Consider the following 18,739-nt stretch of genomic DNA (forward strand, 5'->3'; position numbering starts at 1 on the left):
TCCATGCCGAACTCAGTAGTGAAACGAAACAGCGCCGATGATAGTGTAGCATTTGCTATGTGAAAGTAGGACATTACCAGGCTTCAAATTGTAGAAAGCCCGAATTTAACAATTCGGGCTTTTTTACGTCTGAAGAAAAGTGAAATGCGCGCAATTAACACACACTCACATCACGTAGGTCGGGCGAGCGAAGCGACTCCCAACGTTAAAATCACATCGAGAATAGCTACAGTGTTCTTATTTCACGAGCTGGGTTACCCGCTACTACAGTATTAGGCATTACATTTTTAGTAACCACAGCACCCGCACCCACAATACTATTTTCACCAATACTCACACCCGCTAAAATAATTACACCTGCGCCAACCCATACGTTATTGCCTAACGCGATAGGTGCTGCAAAGTTTTCCTTATTAAGCCTTTCTGCTGGATTAGTAGCATGTGACACAGCTAAAAGCTGAACGTTTGGGCCTATTAAGCAGTCATCACCAATGGTGATTGAGTGATTGGCTAATGGCGAGTCGAGAAGTGTGCAATTAATATTCATAAAAGTACGGTCACCAATAACTATTTGATTGCCGTAATCGCAATGAAAACCTGATTCTATAATTACACCATCACCCGACTTTAAAAATAACTCTTTGATACGTTTTAAGTTGCCTTTACTTGGGCTCTTATTAAATAAACGGCAGGTTTCACCTGCTTGCTTTCGCTGTGCTAAGTATTCTTTACTGATACTGTTAAATGACTGCATTGTATTTATCTTTATAACTTAATTAGTTATAGCTTACCGTACTTTTAGTTTTATTATTATTAGAATAAAACTGTGTTTTTTTGCTCGTTCACTTGCCATTTAGGTTGTTTCGTTTAAAATCGCATAACTTTCGAAATGAAACTTAATTCACGAGCTTTATGACTAAACGAAACACACAGCAGCGTCGTCACAATATACTGGTTCAAGTTAATGAATTAGGTGAAGTAGCCGTTGAAAAGTTAGCACAGCAGTTTCAAACATCTGAAGTAACCATTCGAAAAGATTTAACCTCGCTTGAAAAAAGTGGCTTATTACTTCGCCGCTACGGTGGTGCTATTGCACTACCTAAAGAAATTGTTAGCGATGAAGTAGATTCAAAGCGCAAAGTAGCGATAGCAAAAGCTGCAGCAAAACTTATAAAAGATCATAACCGCATTATTATTGATAGCGGACGCACTACGGCAGCTATGATCCCTGAGCTTGCTGATAAGCGTGGGCTAGTTGTTATGACCAACGCTATTAAAGTAGCGAGTCGTTTATTAGCACTCGAGAACGAGCNNNNGAGCCGACACTTTTAATGACTGGCGGAACGTGGGATCCTCATTCTGAATCATTTCAAGGGCAAGTTGCCGAAAATGTATTATGTTCTTACGACTTTGATCAGCTATTTATTGGCGCTGACGGCATAGATGTAAAGCGCGGTACTACTACCTTTAATGAGCTAGTTGGTTTAAGCCAAGTTATGGCAAAAGCCGCTCGTGAAGTAATTGTAATGGTTGAATCAGATAAGATTGGCCGAAAAATACCAAATTTAGAATTACCGTGGAAAATAGTAACCACATTAATAACCGACGATGGCTTAGCAGACGATAAGCGCAAAGCAATTGAGGCGTGTGGTGTAAAACTAATTTGTGCAGAGATTATACAATAGCTACTCAGTAGCAAGTATTTTAAAAATTAATGGAGACACTATGTGTGGAATAGTTGGGGCAGTTGCAGAACGTCCAGTAAACAAAATTTTAGTTGAAGGCCTTAAACGCCTAGAATACCGTGGTTATGACTCAGCAGGCGTAGCATTGCTTGATGGCAACACACTTAATACTGTTAAAGCAGTGGGTAAAGTAGTTAACGTAGAAGCAGCTCTAGAAAAAGCAGGTGTTAGCGGTCATACAGGTATTGCACATACGCGCTGGGCAACACATGGTAGCGTTACAGAAGAAAATGCACACCCACATGTATCAAACAACCAGTTAGCACTTGTGCACAACGGTATTATTGAAAACCACGCTAGCCTACGTACAGCACTTAAAGCAGATGGGTACGAATTCTTATCAGACACTGATACAGAAGTAATGGTGCATTTAATTCACCAACTTCGTAAACAACACACAACGTTACTTGCATCAGTACAAGCAGCTGTTAAACAGTTTGAAGGCGCCTTTGGTACTGTTGTATTTGATAAAGACAACGACAACGAAATCATTGTAGCGCGCTCAGGTAGTCCTCTTGTTATTGGTTTAGGCCTTGGCGAAAACTTTATTGCGTCTGATCAGTTAGCATTACTACCTGTTACTCGTAGCTTCATCTTTTTAGAAGAAGGCGACGTAGCACGTATTACACGTGACACAGTAGAAATTTTTGATGCAGACGGTAACGCAGTTGAGCGTGAAGTGATTGAATCAAACATTACGCAAGATGCATCAGGCAAAGGCGATTACCGTCACTACATGCTAAAAGAAATTTACGAGCAGCCACTTGCTGTACGTAATACTCTTGAAGGGCGTTTAAACGACGACCGTGTGGCAATTGATGCCTTTGGCGAAAGCGCCCAGCAAATATTTAAAGATGTAAAACATGTGCAAATTATTGCCTGTGGTACGTCTTATCATTCTGGTATGGTTGCACGTTACTGGCTTGAGCAGTTTGCAGGCGTTAGCTGTAATGTAGAAATAGCTTCTGAATTTAGATACCGTCAGTCGTTTGTTCATGAAAATAGCTTACTTGTTACTATTTCTCAATCGGGTGAAACTGCCGATACGCTAGCTGCATTACGCCTAGCTAAAGAGCAAGGTTACATGGCCTCAATGACTATTTGTAACGTACCTGGTTCATCGCTTGTACGCGAATCAGACCTTGCCTTTATGACTAAAGCAGGCGCTGAAATAGGCGTGGCATCTACTAAAGCATTTACTACGCAGTTAGTTGGTTTGTTAATGCTTACTGCGTCTATAGCTCAGGAAAAAGGCCTTGATCAAAGCGCAATTGTAAATGCAATTAAAGTACTTCCAGCTAAGTTAGAAGAAACATTATTACTCGCTGATGGTATTGCAGATCTTGCAGAAGAGTTTGCTGATAAGCACCACTCATTGTTTTTAGGTCGTGGCTCGCAATACCCAATTGCAATGGAAGGTGCGCTTAAACTTAAAGAGATTTCGTACATTCACGCAGAAGCTTACGCAGCGGGCGAGCTAAAACACGGCCCATTAGCACTTATTGATGCCGACATGCCAATTATTGTTGTAGCACCAAATAACGAATTGCTAGAAAAACTTAAATCAAACGTAGAAGAAGTACGCGCACGTGGCGGCATTATTTACGTATTCGCAGATAAAGATTCACACTTTGAGTCAGACGACACAATGCGTGTAATCAACGTAAACCACACTGACGATATTATTGCGCCAATTGTTTACACCTTGCCATTGCAGCTACTGTCGTACTACGTAGCGGTAATTAAAGGCACTGACGTTGACCAACCACGTAACTTAGCTAAATCGGTTACGGTTGAGTAAAATCAATAGGTTGGTAATTACCTGTTGTGTGAGAGTAATAAAGTATCTAACCTTGGGGTGATCGCTTCACCCCTTAACCTTGGTAAAAAATATTATTTAAAATATGATTAAAAGTTAACCACTTGAATTTAATGTATTTTATTCCTTAAAAATAAAGTCATAATTTAAGTCATAAAAGCAATAAAATAGCGATTGAAAAACAAGCAAATAAGTCATATTTTTATTCTTTTTTTGACCTCATTTCTTTAATGAATTGTTCATGTTTAGCTAATTCTTCAGGTATTCGATCATAACAGGTTATATCCTGACTTTTTTTCTTGTTTTTAACTTTGCAAAATGACAACCATCTATCAAAAATATAAGATTTACGCCAGAGGGTGATTTTACTTTTAGCTTCCCTTCCAATAATTGTGGGAGCTATGGCTTTTACTGTATTACTATAAATGCTATTCGCTGGAAACTTATCGCTCATTTTTTTAACATAGTTTGAGTCATCTGTAGACCTAAAAACAATAAATGAGCCTCGACTCCTAAATTGAAGTTCATTTAGCAGATGTATATCTGGTAAGTTTTCAATTATGGTACAGGAACTATTTTTAGCTCCCATTTTATAGATCTTACTATCATATAAACATAAGGTAATAGTGCTTGATATTGGTAAGAAAACTTGCAATCCACATTTAGATAAACCACTGATATCTATTGAGTGTAAGTTACGAAGATACCAGTTGTAATGAACCACAGGATGATCTGATATCACAAACTCAGTGGCTGTTTCATTAATTAGTATGTGCCACTCTAAATCTAAGAGAAGAGGCACTTTGAGCGCAGCTTCCAGTGTTTGCAGTTGAAGAAAATATTTTGGGTTATCAAAAGAAACTTTTATACCGTCTAGAGCTTCTTTATCAAAACCATTTAATTGACCTAATTGATTTATTAATTCATTAAAATAATTGTCAATATTATCTAGCGAGGAAGAATATGCATTTGGTGTACGGCTTAATTGAACTAAAATAAACCGAAGAAGGTCTACTCGCCCTTCAAAATCCAATTGTCCATCAACTTCCCTTGTAATTATTTTTAAAGCCTGAGCGCCTGGCCCTTCAATATAATCACGCAAAAAATTTTCGATCGTGTTGTCTTTATCATAGAAGTTATTCTCGAATAGTTCAGCTCCAACATTAGATGGCCGTAACTTATTCCTAGTTGAATCGAATATATTAATAGCACCATCGTTATAGCTAAAGTTTTTAAGTAAACACCTGGGTACGAAGTGCTGCTTCCTTGTTATCTTTTTCATTTATATTTTCCCTACAATGTAGCGGCAATTATTAATAACCTCTAGCTATTTAATGCTAACGATCTTAGGTTTTGATTCTCGTAATAATCTAATTCTATCTTCTATATCTAGAAAATTCATCATCGCAGTTAACAGCATTGTTTGCTCTGCATATGCTTCATCTAGCCTTTGATTAGCAACATCTAACTCATGTCGGTATTTATCTTTTAGCCTTTTTTCTTTTGATTTATCTTCTTTAATTCTCTCCAAGTCAGTGCTAACAGAGCGTTTACGAGCCTTACCAGTTTTTTTAGCCTGAGTTTGTTTCTCTGATGAGATTGCATCCATCACATCAGGATACCTATAAGCCGAACCTAAGCTTAACCCCGCTTCTTCCTGAACAGATTTAACGTTTATTTTATATTTACCAGTTAAACGTTCAGGGTCGCCATCAACTAAACGTTGAAGAGCATCGATTAGCTTTTTCCTAGTAATTTCAGGGTTACGTGTCTTTGTCATAAAAATCTTATATTGTTGATGTGATTAACCATTCACTGGCTTGATAAGGTGTATAGCTAATATCAAGATCATTTAATATCTTCTCGGCAGAGCGTATACGCACCTCTTGAAAAGCAATTATATCAACACTTAACTCTCTTGTGCTTTGCAAGCTTTCCAATATATTTATACTTTCCTGCCTAACTGCTTGGGCGTAAGCACCGCTCTCAATAAGAGCCCAGTCGCAATCAACGCATTCTCCAATTTCAATGCCTATTCTCATACTACAAGTATTGTTTATACAGTACATACCAGGAGCTAAAGCATGAATGTGTTTTCTGCCCGATTTGATTTCTTTCTCATAGTACTGCGGCGAAACATTTCTATCTGCATAACTCTTAGAGTACATATTTTTCCCTTGTCCCCCGCCTAACTTTTTACCGTTGTAGGCTTTAGCTGCGAGTCTTGAATATAGGAGAGCTTGCTGTCTTACTTTTTCTTTTTCTAGATCATGGTACATTTTCTTAAATGAACTAGCATTGCGAGCGTAATACATGGTCATTGCAATAGAATAATGGCTAAACTGTTGCTTTAATTGTGGAAAGTCAGCTAACTGCATCCCTACTAAATAATAAGCTAATGAGCGCCTAAGTTGATGAGGTGTAAGGTGCCATTTTTCGCCAATGTTGAATGCTTTTTCGGGATCGCTACGTCTAAGCATTTCAATATCATCAGAATTGAGGTCAATCGAAAACTCTTGCTCATTAGACGAGAATAACCGACTCAAAGACTGCAATACATTTCCAGAATGACTGATCGATCTTGGTTGTTGAAAACGTTGTAAGTTATTCAGCAGCCAGACTTTCTGGCCTGTACTTTCAAGCCAATTCCTTACAGGACTATTTAGACTATTTAACAATTCATACGCCAGATGGCCATTTTTTGTTGTCACATAAACATCATCATATCCTTGGTAGCCTGTAGTTATTTTTTGCTGCTTAGTGTGAAATAAATGTATATCTATTCCATCGAGAGTAATGACTTGTGCACCATAATCAGGTGTTATTTGAAGCAACTCGTTGCTACGCATTCCGCTTAGACATAATACTAAATATCTACATACAGTATCTAAGTTGCGGCAAAATGACTTTATTTGATGATGACTACTGAATGTATTTTTTCCAATAGTTCTGGGAGTAAACCTTTCGAAAAAATCTGTTCGCACGGCAGGCTGAATACTAGACCAGACACTACCCCAGGCAGGGTTTTCCTCATAATCCACCAATGGTACTTGGCATCTATTAAGTTCCTGAATAAATTTGTGATACTTTTTATCGCTATTATTGAACACCTGTCCAACTCCACACTCTCCGTGTCGTAGTTTTTTTAGCATTCGGCGAACTTGCTTATTCTCGTAATCAATCGCATCTTGAATTACTTGCTTAAGCTGTTCTTTATGAGTATGCCAGTACTTCACTTTCTTTGTGTATTCATCTAAAGCTGAAAGGTATATTCTTAGGGGAATAACAGGATGCTGTTCTTTATCTGGCTGTAAAACCTTAAGTTTTTTTAAGGTGAGTTTTTCAAAAAAATTAGTTTCGAATGACAGGTAATCTGAGAGGTCATTAAGGCTATTCAATGGTGAAAGATCTATTTCGCGAGGTAAATAACTATTTATTTTGATCAGGTTCTTGATGCAATCTATCGTGAGACCATCAAAGGTTTCAATACCATTTTCTGTCAGGGACACTGCAAGTCGTTTGAGACTATTAACTTTGCTTATTACAGAATTAATCCTATAGGCATATTGAGAATGATAGATAAATGCAAGTGCTATTGATTTTAGCTCAATTAACAAAGATGGAGCTATCTCATTTTCAGTAAGCTTAAAGTTCAGTGTCGTGTACTCAGTACCAACACGATAAGGCTCAAAGTCCCATACCTCCTCAGCAAAAAGAGAAATAGGTTGACCGTCAAAGTTATGAGAGACAACTTCCTCTTCTAACTCATCCCATAACTTTTCAGTTACCAAGTAAAGTAAACGGCTTTTTACATCATCAAGCCCTGTATTTTGATCATGTTGAAAATTTCCATCTAACATTAACTTGTCGTCCCTTTATACCCCATAGATGCAAGCTCAAGGTCATCCCAAAGCATATGTCGTCCTGCACTATCTAACTTTAGCTGGGCAGCTTCTAACGTTGATTTAGGAATATTTTCAGCAATAACTTTCCTATACAGTTCAATAGACTTGCCTATGTTTTGAGTAAATCTGTCTGGGTAATACAACCAACTCTCCTCCATGCATTCTAGAAACGATAACAGTCGATATAGCGGCTCAACATCGTCGATTAATTTGGCGTATTTGCATTTAATACAACTCTCATAATCGAAGCAGGGAGAATTATAGGGTTCATCTTCTCTTATCGATTTATTATCAGTACAAGCCACCCCTATCCCATTTAGCGTGGCTTTGTTAAAAGTCAATTCTTCAAATTTAATTACTTTCATATCCGATTCAATGGCTACTATATCTTTAGCTTGTTTGATCGCGTGGCCTTGACTTACCGCTTCGATAACAGATAACCCTTGTGCTAATATTAACTGGTTGTCGTAGTGGTTACCTTCAGAGTAATGCTTGATAACGGTCATGTATTGGTTATTAAGTATTTGCGATACTTGTAATTCGGTACGATTTGTTTTTCTTCTAGCTAGCTTCGCTGCAGTTTCTCGAAACTGACTGGATCGTAAACTGACAAAAAACTCACCGGGAGCAATTCCGTAATCGCTCAAATAGTTAGTATTGGGAATGATACCTTCCCATTGCAGAGTTTGCCTAGTTAGACCTAATGGCAACAAATAACTAGGCTTTGTTGAACTAATGTTTTGTCTTGTTAAAGCGAAATTTACTATATCTTCAAGAAATTGTTGATACTTATTCTCGATATAAACTTCTACACTCGTACCATCGGCATCGCGGATAGTAGCTTTAATATCTTGACCATTTTGGATAACCGTCAAAGGCAACACAGAACCATTTAATTTCACTTTTTTTTGTTTGTTTTTAGGGTGAGCATGAATGATTGCATATAGTAATAGGATACTTAAAATCACTATTCTTCTTGAGAAGAATCTATTAATTACCTTCTTTTGTTTGGTGAGTTTTCTATCAACAATTTTATGATCAGTAAACTCAATATAACCGTTAATTCCGGTGGCAATAAAACTTTTATGTAATTCAAGTAAATAAGGTAAGCATGCCGTTGCTCTATCTGACAGCAACATGAGCTGGCTGCTTATTTGGGAATTGCTAAGTAACGTTGAGCTTATTCCTCTAGGGTTGGAAGCACCATCCAGCCAATAAACAAATAGCCCATTAGAAGTCTTATTATATTTCAACGATAAGGCAATTAATGTTTCCATAAACTGAATCGATTTTTTATGGATTTCACCGCCAACAAAGCTAATCACTTCTTTGTTTGCCCGCCTTTTATAAGCTGTTAATTTATAATATTCTGTTGTTTTATCTTGCTGCCATTCGATAGGGTGGCGTAATTCGATCAGCTGGCTGGAATTGAATGCGGTAAAGTAACTTAGTAGATAATACGCACATGACATAGCCTGATTAAAGGCAGTATCGTAATTTAATGAAGCCTGCTTAGCTTTCCCTTTTGTGTTCGTACTGTTAATAGGTACGTCAAAATTATGTTCAAGTATCTCTATATTAATTTTAGTAGGTAAATCGTCACTTAAAAGTGGAATTGCCAACTGGAAAAAGTAGGTAGATAAACGATTAAGTATTATAGGCAGTTCTTTATCAGAATACGCTTCATAAGATTTAGGTTTTCCATTTTTGAATGGACGGAGTTGTTTTCCCCACTGATTAACATTTTCTTCGCACCAAACTAAAGCCTGTTCAATAGTAGAAACAATATAGTTTGCTGTTCTTTCTTTTAAACCTAAAATTTGGCCATTGGGTCTTTGCCATATTGGTAAACTAGAACGGCCAGCTAATACTAACTCCCATAAATAATTTCTATAATTCTTCCATGTAGACTCACAAAAAGGGAAGATTTCTTTATCATCACACCAGATTAAATACCCTTTAAATTTCGTGAAGCTATTATAAAGAGTTGAAGAGGTTGCACCTAAACTCATTTCTTTTTTGAATGCTCGAGCATATTTAACGATTTGTTGCTGTCTACTTGCTTTATTTTGAGCAACGTCGCACCTAAAGTGCATTAACCGTGTCAGATCGACAGTTACGTCTATGTTGTTAATCAAAAATGAATAATGAAGCGTTGGGAATTCCAAAGTAAAGTCGTCACCTGCGCTTATGAGCTTTTGCCCTACTAGTTTACTCTTTGCCATGTGTATCCCCTGAAGCCTGAAAGACTTCACTGACATCTCGCGCATGCTCGAACATCAATGCATTAGCTTCGATGAACTCCACATATTTAAACGTAGAAGCAAAATTATTATGCCCCATCAATTCCTGTAGTATTGAGGCAGCAGTTCTCAAGCTACCTTTTTCTTCCCATAATTTATGTAGTGTAAAAGTTGCATAGGTAGAGCGAAGATCGTGTATTGCATATTTGAACTCGATACAGCTCTTAGATATTTCATTTCGAATGTCAGAAAATGCCTTTTCAATAGTGTTTGGATTAAATGCCTTTCCTTGGCGGCTGATAAATAATTTTGCTGTATCGTTTTTGCCTTTTAATGCATACTTTTGACGCACTGGTGACCATAAATATTGGTGTAATTTGAACATCAATTCAGCAGGGAATTCTACATACCTTTGTTTACTGAACTTGGTATGGACACCAATTTTAGGCCCAATCGAGATTGGAATTGGATGATCGTTAGTTGGATTAAAAATAATGGACTCAGGTATTGTTAATACTTCTTGAAGCCTCATTCCTGTAGTTAGCGCCACTTCGAATATAAGTGCCTTATCATCAGATATTTTAGACAATTGAGATAATAGCGTTTTCAAATGCTCTTGAGTTAAAGGAGATAGTTTTCTAGTAACATGTTTCTTTTGTTCTCTAGGTAATCTTTTCATTAGGTTAGTCGTTTGAACACTAATAACCCGCTGTGTATGTGACAACATTCCAGACTGACGAATAGAGATCATTTCAAAGTCAAAAGGCTTATTTTTTTCTGAAAATTCAATAAGATTATTTCGCCCTAAAAATTTATAAAAATTAACTACAACCCTCAAATACGTTTTTGCTGTTGAAGTGGCAATATCTTCAGAGTTAATTGAAGAAACAAGGAAGTCAGCAAATTTAAATGTTTGCTTGCGACTTTTCGAGTGAGGAAATTTCCAATAATTTAGTTGATTTTGATGCAAAAATCTAAAGTAGAGCAGTAAAGCTTTCGCTTCAGTGGCAGTTGTTTTCGTCTGCTCTTCATCTTTTTTCCAATACAAATATAAGCAGGCCGGTTTAACCAAATGGCCGAGAGGATCTATCAGAATATGAACTTTTATTTGTTCTTCATCTTTAGGCTCAGCAAGCTTTAACTTTTCTTCGCCGGTTTCTTTGTTAATTGAAATGGCGAATTCAGGGTCTCGATAAACTTCAACTTCTCGAGTATAAAAGTCATTGATAATCATAGTAACTGAAACCTCTCCTAATAAGACTCACCATATACTATGCTAAGTCATACTAATTTGAAAATTCAATCACCAAGGTTAAGGGGTGAAGCGATCACCCCAAGGTTAGATACTTTATTACTCTCCCACACCTGTTAAAGATAAAAAGGCGCTCAATGCGCCTTTTTTTGTACCTCGAAGCCTGTTAGATTAAATAACACACTACTTTCTAAAGGATTAGCTATGCGTTTATTCACTGCTATTTTTATATGTAGCTTATTTATAGTTTCTAATAACACACTAGCTGAGCCTGATTTAAAACAGCAAACCATTAGCTATACGCAACAAACACATACTATCAATTCTGCAATTTTAAATGAGCTACGTACCGTTGTAGTCCAGCTTCCAAAGAGTTACCAAGCTAATCCAAACAAAGTTTATCCTGTAATTTATCGCCTAGATGGTGCGGGTAACATACCGCTTATAAGTGCTGTAATGGATCGACTGCAAAATAATAATCGTGCGCCTGAGGTTATTATTGTCGCTATTGAAAACACTAATCGCTTAAGAGATTTATACCCCACAGTTAATAAAGAGCCACAAGGCCCGGTAGGTGAAGGCTTAGGCGCAGCAAAGTTTTTAGCATTTATTGAGCAAGAGCTTATGCCCTTGATTAATAAAAGCTATCGTACGCATAACTTTAATGTGATTGCTGGGGGCTCAGCAGCAGGCGTGTTTGCACTTTATACTATGCAAGCTAACCCTGAGCTTTTCCAAGCGCATATTGCTTACAGCCCTGCCGTTTGGTGGAACTATGGCGCACCGGTAAAAGCGACTAAGTCGTTTATTAATAAATCAAAAGACCTGAATAACTATGTTTATATAAATATTGGCGAAGAAGCTGGCTTAATGCGTGAGCGATATAATGAGCTGCAGCAAGCTTTACAATCTAATAGCTTGCCAAATTTACGCTTTTTCAGTGACGCATTTGAAAATGTATCGCATAACTTAACATCTGCCGCTGGGGCCTTTAATGCTTATCATCATTTATTTTTACCCAAACAAATGCCCATGAGTGCTTTAAGCGATGATATAGAATCTATTGATGTTTATTATAAAAAGTTATCTCAGCAATGGGGGAGCAAATAACACCTCCAGAGGCGGCTGTTAGGCAACTTGGTTACAACCTAGTAAATATGCAGCAATATGAGCGGGCTGTGGCAGTATTTAAGCATAATGTTAAGCATCACTCACAATCTGTTGATGCACTATGGGGGTTAGGTTATGGCTATGAATTACAAGGTAATATACAACAGGCACTTATTAAAATAGAGGCTGCTTTAAATGTCGTAGATACCACATACCCCTATTTAGATACCTTAAAAGAGACTAAAAGTAGATTACAAACACAGTTAAATAAAACCCAGCAATATAAAAGGACAATGCGCGGGGGTAGCCTGCGCTTACAGTTACCTTTACAACACGCCGCTGATATTTAAATCACTAATCTCTACTTAATAAGCGCTAAATACGCTAAAATTACAGGCTACTTTTTTAGCAATAAGCCCGTAATAAATATGACCTCAGCCACAAGCCCTAGCACTTTTTCCGAACTTGGCCTTATTCCAGAGCTATTAGCTCGATTAACCGATTTGGAATATACCCAGCCTACACCTATTCAAGCTAAGGCTATACCTAGTGTGCTTGCGGGTAGTGACCTAATTGCTGGGGCAAATACCGGCTCAGGTAAAACAGCAACGTTTGCATTACCTATGTTGCAAAAGGCTTTTCTTGAGCAGGGCGCTAAAAGTACTACAAGCAAAGGTAACTTTGTTACTGGGCTTATTTTGGTACCTACCCGCGAGCTTGCAACGCAGGTGGCCGATAGCGTTAAGTCGTATTCTGCTAACTTTAATGGCGCAATCAAAACGGTGGCCGTGTTTGGTGGTGTGTCGGTTAATACACAAATGCAGACTCTACGCGGCGGCGCCGATATTATTGTTGCAACACCAGGTCGTTTGCTTGATTTAATCTCAAGCAATGCTATTAAGCTCGATAAAGTAACGACCTTAGTGCTTGATGAAGCCGACCGCATGTTAAGCCTTGGCTTCACCGAAGAGCTTGCTGAGCTTTTAGCGTTAATGCCTGCTAAAAAACAAACAATGTTGTTTTCAGCTACTTTCCCTGAGCAAGTAACACAATTAACGCAAGAGCTGCTAAATAATCCAGTTGAAATACAAGTTCAAAATAAAGATGAAAGCACACTTGTTCAACGCGTGTTTAGTGTTAACAAAGGCGAGAAAACCACTGTTTTAGCGCATTTAATTAAAACCCATAAATGGCGCCAAGCGCTGATTTTTGTGAACGCTAAAAAAGACTGTGAGCACTTAGCAGGTAAGCTTGAAAAGCGCGGTGTTAATGCACAAGTTTTCCATGGCGATAAAGGCCAAAGTGAGCGAACTCGTGTAATAGAAAAATTTAAAGCGGGCGAAATCGAAGTACTTATTGCAACCGATATTGCAGCTCGTGGTTTAGATATTGAAAAGCTGCCAGTGGTAATAAACTTTAATCTACCACGCAGTCCTTCTGATTACATGCACCGTATTGGCCGAAGCGGCCGTGCTGGTGAAGTAGGTTTAGCGCTTTCATTGGTTGATTATGAAGATTTGCATCACTTTAAAATAATCGAGAAGAAAAACAAACTACGCCTAGAGCGTGAAGAAGTAACCGGTTTTGCTGTAAACCAAGCAAACCTTGATGCAGCTGATGCGCTTAAAAATGAAAAGCCAATGGCAAAACCAGAAGGCACAGGCAAGAAAAAGAAAAAAAATAAAGCCGATGATATAGATGATGTATGGAGTGGCTGGAGGGGGCGTTCTAAATAGGAAATATAATTTATTATTTTGTCTAAACTTACAATTGGCGATAAAATCAGTTGTTGACGTATTGGTCAATTTTGACTAAGATCATTGTTAACAACTAACCCTACTTCCACGCGTAGCATTGAGTCTCCTGGATATAGGGAGAAAAAGCCGACCTTAGTGTCGGTTTTTTTGTAGCTAAAATTTAAGGATCGACTTTGAAGACTCGAATATATATTGATGGATATAATTTATATTATGGATGTCTTAAGCGAACGCCTTATAAATGGTTAGATATATTTAAATTATTTGATAACTATATCCTTCCCAGTTCTGCAAATGAAGCCCACACTAGCAATAATTTAAGCGTTAAGTTTTTTACTGCGAATATTGTAGAAAAGGCAGCTACGTCAAAAGATTCTTTAGCTGATCAGCAGGCTTATCACAGGGCTTTGACTTTCAATAGTTCAAATGGTCAGCTAGAAATAATCAAAGGTTACTACTCTGTAAACCCAACACGTGCATTTAAAATTGATGAAAAAGAACCTAAAAAACACCCAAATGAATGTGAGTATGTGGATATTTGGAAGCTTGAAGAAAAGCAAACTGATGTAAATATTGCGGTTGAGGCTTTATTTGATGTATTTACGGATGACTCAATTGAGCAAGTTGTGTTTGTTACTAATGATACAGACTTAGAAAGGGCTTTAGAAAAAATAAAATCTCTAAATAAAGTTAAGATAGGCTTAGTGATCCCTACTACTGATAGTGTTCGTTACCCCAATGAAAAACTAGATATACATGCTGACTGGACACGCAAGAATATTTTAATTGAAGAACTAAAACAGTCGCAGTTGCCACGTGTTATCCAGGGAGGAAGAAAACCAGTTTCTAAACCTATAGGTTGGTTTGGTCAGCCAGAAATACTTGAAGAAATAATATTAACTTTATTACAAGTTGAAGCTAATCGAACTAAATGCTGGCGCTGGTTGGAAAAACCATTACCTAGCTTTGATGATTTACCGCCATTAACGGATCCTCCAATTCTATTACTTGATAATGAAGAAACAGCAAAAATAGTGCTAAGTTACGCACAAAAATATACTCAGCTATTTAATAACTAGCTACATGAAACTACTTATATTTAATAAAGGGTGAAATGTGGACTTAATATCAAAACTATTATTACTTTCTACTACTTTAATATGCTTTAAATTAAGCGCTAATACCCCATACGAAATCCCTAGGAGTAGCGTTATTGAACTAACAGAACCTTCTAGTAAGCGTGTTTACTCTGTTTACATTCAATTGCCTAAGTCATATCAAAATAAGCCGGATAAAACATATCCAGTTATTTATTTAACCGATGCGCCGTACACGTTTCCTATAGTGGCAGGGGCAACACGATTTCCTATGAATACCGGAAAAATGCAGCAAGCAATTATTGTCGCCATTGGTTACGAAAAAGGGTCTATTGGATCAGCTAGTCGAATTAGAGACTACACACCTACCTTTGCAAAAGATTGAAAAAAACAAACAGGTAATGCGCAAGGGCACATTAAGTTTATTACAAACACTGTGTTTCCTTATATTGAGCAAAGCCACCGTGCAAGTAGCACACAAAAAACCTACATAGGAAACTCTTTAGGCGGTTTATTTGGTGCGACTATTTTATTTACGACACCCGATTTATTTAGCAATTATATTATTGGTAGCCCGTCTGTTTGGTTTAATGATAATGCACTATTAGCGTTGAAAGTAAATAAGTTAAAGTTGCCTATAAAGGTGTATATATCTGTTGGAGCAAGGGAAACGCCAGCTTTTGGTGAGGGGCAAAATATGGTGCAAGGGGCACAGCAACTAGTGCAAAAAATAAAAGCGCTTAACAGCGACAGTATTGAATTAAAAAGTGTTGTTATTGAAGGGGCTAGTCATGCAACCGCATTTCCAACAACAGCAATCCAAGGCTTAGATTGGGTGCTGGGTAAAGCGAATTAGTCACTAAAAACCCATCACTAACTTTGTGAATGATGGGTTTTAATTTTTAATAGTAATGTAAAGTTATAATCTTTTCAGTAATGTGTTTAGTAACTTAGTGATCTACCTCTTGTGCAATCCCTAACCAGGTAATGCTTGCAGGTGGAAAAGTTAACTCTAGCTCACTTTCAATTTCTAGATCTTCAAGGTGCACTTGCACTATGTGTTGAGCAATTGGGTCGGCAATATAAGCAAACTGACCACTTTGCGCCACTGTCATACTAAAGCTCATTCCTTCGGGCATTGTGGTTACGTCTGCTTGAGTAATATCTACTTGGCCTGCGAGTTCCCAGTGCATTTCGCCGCCATGGTCATGTCCTGTAAGTACATTTAAAAAGCCTAGGCTGTCGAGCACTAAAAAGTATTCACCACTGGCTGAAAAAGAATAAGATACAGCACTTGCGCCATCAGCAAGTTGCCATTCTACTTCTTTCATTTCGGCATTTTCAGGATGAATACTAAGTAGCACTGAATCACTGCCGTCATGTCCTGCGGCAATGCCAAAAATTGTGTCGTTGTTTTTGTGGCCGTATAAAGTACCAATACGTTGAGCGCCTACGGCGTTTATATTTACAACTTTTTGAGCGTTGTATACATCACCTTGCTGGTGGGCAGTCAATACGCCATCGCCACAACCAAATACAACATAATCGTGATTTTGTGCTGCGCCGTGTAAATCGGGGCAGGTCACTTCTAACGTTTGCTCTAGTTCGTAATTACCATCGTGAAGATGATAAACACCCACTTGATCGGGAAGTACTTTGGCATTAGATGTATTACTTGCATCGTCGCGGCGAATGGTTGAGAGTAAATGCTTGCCGCGAGGCTCAGCTACACCATGCATGTTAATGTCGTAGTTAATGCCCGTGAGTGTAGCTGTTGTATTGGTAATATCGTTATCGGTTAGCACTTCTACTGAGGCAGGCGTACCGGTTTCTGCATCGCCATCGTAAAATATTGCTAATTGCCCGTCGTGAGTTATTAAGTGTGTAGGGCGACTACCACTTGTTAGCTCGTAGCTGCTAAACGCAGGGCCTTGCTTATAATCATGCAAGTGCTCTGCGTGATCTTCGCGCCACATACCGCCGTCTATAAACCCTAGGTAATCTTGAGTACGATTAGCAATAACAGCATAACGAAAGCCTGGTGATGCAGATAACGTGTTTGAGTCATTGTTTAGTGTAAATGTATCAAGTAATTCGTTGTTGTCTAAATCAAAAAAGCTAGCTTCGTTACTGTCACCTGCCAGAACGGCAAGTCTGCCAAGTGAGTCTATGGTATAGCCGTCGTCATGGTCGTGATCATCATCATGATTGTGCTCGTCTTCTACAACAATAGGATCTTTTTCCACAATGTTGGTTTCTGCATCGCCACAGGCCGTAATAAATGTAGCGCTAATAGCGAGTGCAATAAGCTTTAATTGATATAGTTTTTTCATGTTTATTTCCTTTAATTATAATTTTTTAACGCTTAAAAATAACCGCGAATACCTAGCGCAAAACTACGTCCTGGACGTGGCGCTATATCCTTTACAAACGAGCTGTGCACGCGTGCTTCTGTATCTGTTAAGTTAGTGCCTCGTAGGTACACAGACATATCTTGGTTTAACACTGAAAGGTCGTAAGAGATGCTCGCATCAACTAAGGTGTAACTGACGTGGTCAACTAAATTCAGTCACCCTAGTTAAGAAACCATATCTAATGTTTCGGTTCGTTCTTCAAAGTCATTTGGGCTTTGATAATTTAAGTACGAATGTAAGCGACGACTGTTGTACCACATGCAGATGTAATTCATTACATCCTGTTGAGCTTCATAACGCGTTGGGTAATTTTTCCAATGCACGCGCTCTTGCTTCAAACTACCGAAGAAGCTTTCTGCAACAGCATTATCCCAGCAACAACCTTTCTTACTCATGCTACCAATGAAGTCGTTTGACTTGAGCAATCTACGATATTGATGGCTTGCATATTGAACCCCTTGATCTGAATGGATAATCAACCCTGCTTTGGGTTGGCGTTGCCACATCGCCATAGTCAGTGCGTCACAGACAAGCTGCGCTTTCATTCGTGAGCCCATGCTCCAACCAACGACTTTACGCGAATATAAATCAATCACTACCGCCAGATATAACCAACCTTCTGCAGTCCAAACATAAGTGATATCTTGTACCCAAGCTTGATCAGCGGCTTCAACGTTGAAGTTTTGCTCAAGTACATTGGGATAAATAGGCTTGTTATGGTCACTATTCGTTGTTACTTTGTATTTCTTTTTATAACGCACCCAGACATTTGCCTCTTTCATTAACTGTGCTGTTTTGTGACGGCTCACCGGAAAACCGAGTGCATTTAAGACTTTCTGAATACGCCTTTCACCGTAAGTATTATCACTGAAGTGCGCTATGTCCTTGACCCAATCAATCATTTCTTGATGTGTTGGATCCTCTGATTTAGTTGAATATCGCTTTTGATAACTATAGTAATTGTTACTTTTTACACCCAGTATTCGGCACATTACCGCCACAGGCCAGGTCTTCTTGTATTGGGTTATGAACGAGTATTTCACTTCGTTTCTTTGGCAAAGAAGACCGTCGCTTTTTTTAATATTTCACGCTCCATTTCTAGGCGTTTCACTTGCGCTTTTAGCTCTCTGATCTCTTCTTGCTCAGGGGTCAAATTACCATTCCCTCTAAAAGCCTGCCCATCATCATTTTCAGCTTCTTTTATCCACCGACCAAGCATGTTGGGATTTACCCCTAAATTTCTAGAGGCTTCTGCTTGAGAGTAGTTTTGCTCAACAACTAATGCGATGGCATCAAGTTTAAATTCTTTGGAATACTTTTTACGTTTTGTCATTATCGATCTCCAGTTAAGTTGATTATCTCTTAACTGGGGTAGTCGAATCCATTAAACCACGTCA

Annotated in this window: 11 protein-coding genes and 4 pseudogenes; 6 read left to right on the forward strand and 9 right to left on the reverse strand. The window is 38.3% G+C overall.

Annotation, left to right across the window (positions count from 1 at the left end; genetic code table 11):
- Window positions 1–226: 226 nt before the first annotated feature.
- Entirely contained in the window at window positions 227–754 is a 528-nt protein-coding gene (locus tag L654_RS0111080; protein WP_024608048.1) for a sugar O-acetyltransferase, read from the reverse strand.
- A 158-nt stretch (window positions 755–912) separates the two neighbouring features.
- On the opposite strand from L654_RS0111080, the pseudogene L654_RS01000000125940 reads away from it, so the two are divergent.
- Window positions 913–1,685 (forward strand): annotated as a pseudogene (locus L654_RS01000000125940) (DeoR family transcriptional regulator).
- Between the two features lie 40 nt (window positions 1,686–1,725).
- Window positions 1,726–3,546, forward strand: coding sequence for a glutamine--fructose-6-phosphate transaminase (isomerizing) (gene glmS, locus L654_RS0111090; RefSeq protein WP_024608049.1), 1,821 nt, complete (start codon window positions 1,726–1,728; stop codon window positions 3,544–3,546).
- Window positions 3,547–3,766: 220 nt separating this feature from the next.
- On the opposite strand, the gene L654_RS0111095 is transcribed toward glmS, so the two are convergent.
- From L654_RS0111095 to L654_RS0111115, 5 genes are read right to left on the reverse strand one after another with little or no spacing between them, the layout of a single operon-like run.
- Window positions 3,767–4,846: a DUF4238 domain-containing protein gene (locus L654_RS0111095; RefSeq protein ID WP_024608050.1), complete on the reverse strand. Its 1,080-nt coding sequence runs from the start codon at window positions 4,844–4,846 to the stop codon at window positions 3,767–3,769.
- Between the two features lie 45 nt (window positions 4,847–4,891).
- The gene (locus tag L654_RS0111100) at window positions 4,892–5,344 is read right to left on the reverse strand and encodes a hypothetical protein (protein ID WP_024608051.1); all 453 of its coding nucleotides are present in this window, start codon (window positions 5,342–5,344) and stop codon (window positions 4,892–4,894) included.
- Between the two features lie 7 nt (window positions 5,345–5,351).
- Window positions 5,352–7,424: a site-specific integrase gene (locus L654_RS0111105; protein ID WP_024608052.1), complete on the reverse strand. Its 2,073-nt coding sequence runs from the start codon at window positions 7,422–7,424 to the stop codon at window positions 5,352–5,354.
- Window positions 7,424–9,694: a hypothetical protein gene (locus tag L654_RS0111110; RefSeq protein ID WP_024608053.1), complete on the reverse strand. Its 2,271-nt coding sequence runs from the start codon at window positions 9,692–9,694 to the stop codon at window positions 7,424–7,426. The genes L654_RS0111105 and L654_RS0111110 overlap by 1 nt, the downstream gene beginning before the upstream one ends.
- Complete coding sequence (locus L654_RS0111115; protein WP_024608054.1) at window positions 9,681–10,946, reverse strand: site-specific integrase; 1,266 nt, start codon at window positions 10,944–10,946, stop codon at window positions 9,681–9,683. The genes L654_RS0111110 and L654_RS0111115 overlap by 14 nt, the downstream gene beginning before the upstream one ends.
- Window positions 10,947–11,168: 222 nt before the next feature.
- Here L654_RS0111115 and L654_RS01000000125945 point away from each other — a divergent pair.
- The 4 genes and pseudogenes from L654_RS01000000125945 to L654_RS01000000125950 form a co-directional block, all read left to right on the forward strand.
- Window positions 11,169–12,352, forward strand: a pseudogene (locus L654_RS01000000125945) (alpha/beta hydrolase-fold protein); the annotation flags it as partial.
- A gap of 150 nt (window positions 12,353–12,502) precedes the next feature.
- A complete protein-coding gene (locus tag L654_RS0111125; protein WP_024608055.1) occupies window positions 12,503–13,810 on the forward strand; it encodes a DEAD/DEAH box helicase in 1,308 nt (435 codons plus the stop codon).
- A gap of 194 nt (window positions 13,811–14,004) precedes the next feature.
- Complete coding sequence (locus L654_RS0111130) at window positions 14,005–14,910, forward strand: NYN domain-containing protein (RefSeq protein WP_024608056.1); 906 nt, start codon at window positions 14,005–14,007, stop codon at window positions 14,908–14,910.
- Between the two features lie 37 nt (window positions 14,911–14,947).
- Window positions 14,948–15,784, forward strand: a pseudogene (locus L654_RS01000000125950) (alpha/beta hydrolase-fold protein).
- A gap of 94 nt (window positions 15,785–15,878) precedes the next feature.
- On the opposite strand, the gene L654_RS0111140 reads toward L654_RS01000000125950, so the two are convergent.
- From L654_RS0111140 to L654_RS0111150, 3 genes and pseudogenes are all read right to left on the reverse strand, one after another.
- Window positions 15,879–17,261, reverse strand: a complete 1,383-nt coding sequence (locus L654_RS0111140; protein ID WP_024608057.1) for a hypothetical protein — start codon at window positions 17,259–17,261, stop codon at window positions 15,879–15,881.
- A gap of 32 nt (window positions 17,262–17,293) precedes the next feature.
- Window positions 17,294–17,473 (reverse strand): annotated as a pseudogene (locus L654_RS1000000127275) (hypothetical protein); the annotation flags it as partial.
- Between the two features lie 33 nt (window positions 17,474–17,506).
- Window positions 17,507–18,675, reverse strand: a protein-coding gene (locus L654_RS0111150; RefSeq protein WP_139016089.1) for an IS3 family transposase whose coding sequence is annotated in 2 segments (ribosomal slippage) — window positions 17,507–18,399 and window positions 18,399–18,675 — 1,170 coding nt in all. Because the reading frame shifts where the segments join, the coding sequence is not laid out codon by codon here.
- Window positions 18,676–18,739: the final 64 nt, after the last annotated feature.

Origin of the sequence: Pseudoalteromonas sp. TAB23 (assembly GCF_000498075.1) — a bacterium.
GTDB classification, from domain to species: Bacteria; Pseudomonadota; Gammaproteobacteria; order Enterobacterales; family Alteromonadaceae; genus Pseudoalteromonas; species Pseudoalteromonas arctica.

Excerpts from the sequence above, each read along its gene's own strand:
- L654_RS0111095 (WP_024608050.1), bottom strand. The coding sequence starts at position 4,846 with ATGAAAAAGATAACAAGGAAGCAGCACTTCGTACCCAGGTGTTTACTT.
- L654_RS0111125 (WP_024608055.1), top strand. The coding sequence starts at position 12,503 with ATGACCTCAGCCACAAGCCCTAGCACTTTTTCCGAACTTGGCCTTATT.
- L654_RS0111080 (WP_024608048.1), bottom strand. The coding sequence starts at position 754 with ATGCAGTCATTTAACAGTATCAGTAAAGAATACTTAGCACAGCGAAAG.
- L654_RS0111140 (WP_024608057.1), bottom strand. The coding sequence starts at position 17,261 with ATGAAAAAACTATATCAATTAAAGCTTATTGCACTCGCTATTAGCGCT.
- L654_RS0111100 (WP_024608051.1), bottom strand. The coding sequence starts at position 5,344 with ATGACAAAGACACGTAACCCTGAAATTACTAGGAAAAAGCTAATCGAT.
- L654_RS0111115 (WP_024608054.1), bottom strand. The coding sequence starts at position 10,946 with ATGATTATCAATGACTTTTATACTCGAGAAGTTGAAGTTTATCGAGAC.
- glmS (WP_024608049.1), top strand. The coding sequence starts at position 1,726 with ATGTGTGGAATAGTTGGGGCAGTTGCAGAACGTCCAGTAAACAAAATT.
- L654_RS0111105 (WP_024608052.1), bottom strand. The coding sequence starts at position 7,424 with ATGTTAGATGGAAATTTTCAACATGATCAAAATACAGGGCTTGATGAT.
- L654_RS0111110 (WP_024608053.1), bottom strand. The coding sequence starts at position 9,694 with ATGGCAAAGAGTAAACTAGTAGGGCAAAAGCTCATAAGCGCAGGTGAC.